Origin of the sequence: Coprococcus sp. RTP21281st1_F1_RTP21281_210402, from assembly GCF_040915325.1 — a bacterium.
GTDB lineage: Bacteria > Bacillota > Clostridia > Lachnospirales > Lachnospiraceae > Coprococcus > Coprococcus aceti.
The window spans coordinates 1-1783 of record NZ_JBCPDQ010000025.1 but is presented as its reverse complement, the minus strand read 5'-3'; the positions used below and the strand labels follow the sequence as shown (position 1 = coordinate 1783).

Below are 1783 nucleotides of genomic sequence, written 5' to 3'. Positions count from 1 at the left end.
GAAAAAGACTTTAGCTGCCCAAAAGAAAGAAGAAGCAGAGAAACGACAATTATCACTTGGCTTTGATGAACAGTAACACTCCATTGAGTGAAGCTGCCGTTTGGTCGCTCCCCCTTTGGGGGCGGGGGGGGATAGATAAAGTTCCTCTATGTAAAGTTATAATGGGGGATGAAAGGCAAGGTTCGCTAACCTTACCCCGATTGTTTATGCTTCCCAGCATTCAATCTATCCCCGTTTATGGGTTTCTCTTTCACCCTACAAAGATAACCTCATGGGGGAAAAATGTCCAAGAATATGGGGTAAAAACTATCAAGTCGGTAGAAAATAAGTATCTTTGAAGTACATTTTTAGTAGAGGTACTGGTATGCCTAGACGAAGCAGATAGGCAAAAATAAAGCCGCTGGAGATGTCGGATGTCCGTCAATTAACTCCAGCGGCTTGTATTTTGGCAACTCTCCCGTATCGGTCAGCTACCGTTTGGTCAGCAACAAAGGTAGTACTTTATTGTCGCAAATCCAAATGTTTTCCCCTTTATTTGTGCATTTACAAAACATTCACTAACTTCGCACCTATGCAGTATGGTGATAGCACACTAGCACCCTAAAGGGTACGTGTGTAAGGGGACAAGCCCCCTTAACCCCCTGTCAGCCGGCTGTCACCGGCTGTTATCGATTGTCACAAAAATGTTAACTTATGGGAGCAACAAGTATTCATGTACAAGCAGTGAAGCCGGGGAGCGAGATTCACAACTTTAGGGAAAAAGAGTTGGACTATGTTCGTCCGGAACTTAGTCATTTGAATGAAAGCTGGGTTGGAGATAGCATCTCCCATCGGCTGGAGAGTGCGAAACAAAGATATCTCGATACGGTTGGGCAGAAGATGCAGGCTAAAGCCGCACCCATACGAGAGGGAGTAATAGTAATCAAACAAGAAACCACCATGCAGGAACTCCAGCAGTTTGCCACGGTCTGCAAAGAACGTTTCGGTATCGAAGCATTTCAAATCCATATACACAAGGACGAAGGATACATGAACGCAAAGCAATGGACACCTAACCTTCATGCCCATGTAGTTTTCGATTGGACGCAGCCGAATGGGAAAAGCGTGCGTTTATCGCGTGATGACATGGCAGAACTCCAAACCATAGCATCTGAAACACTGGGCATGGAACGTGGCGTTTCTTCTGACCGCAAACACTTATCGGCTATGCAGTACAAGACCGAATGTGCGAAAGAACAGCTTCAGGAACTATCAAACGATATATCCAGTGCATTAGACAAACACAAGGACGTGCAAAACCAGCTTCTTCAGCTTCAGAAAGAACTACGTTCCATTGAAACAAAGAAAAACGTCCAAAAACTCATTTCTAAGGCTTCAGAGAAGTTTTACGGCTTGATAGGGAAAACGGTTAACGATAGGGAAAAAGATACCTTAAAAGCCAAAATAAAGGCTTTAGAGGGGGAAAATGAACAGCTATCCGATAGACTGGGAAAGGCTATACTTGAAAAAGAGCAAAACGGCACAAAGGCATTCAAAGCCGAGAATGACAAGGAGTATTATAGACAACAAATGGACAACGCAAGGACAACCAGTAACCGATTAAGGACGGAGAACCAAGAACTAAAGACCGAAACCAAGGAATTGAAAAAAGAACTTGGTAAGATGAAAGACTTGTTCAATTCCGAACAACTGGAGGCTTTAAGGCATCATTTCCCAAACATATCAAAAGCTATGGAAGAGGGGAAAGACCTACTCAAGCAAATCACCAGAAGCAGAGGTTTCG

The 1783-nt window shown here is 43.9% G+C and carries 1 protein-coding gene and 1 pseudogene; both read left to right on the top strand.

Annotated features, from left to right (window positions below):
• Positions 1–76, top strand: a pseudogene (locus tag AB5150_RS15635) (RepA protein); the annotation flags it as partial.
• Between the two features lie 617 nt (positions 77–693).
• Positions 694–1783, top strand: a 1090-nt coding sequence (locus AB5150_RS15630; RefSeq protein WP_368292182.1) for a mobilization protein, incomplete at its 3' end; no start/stop codon positions are given.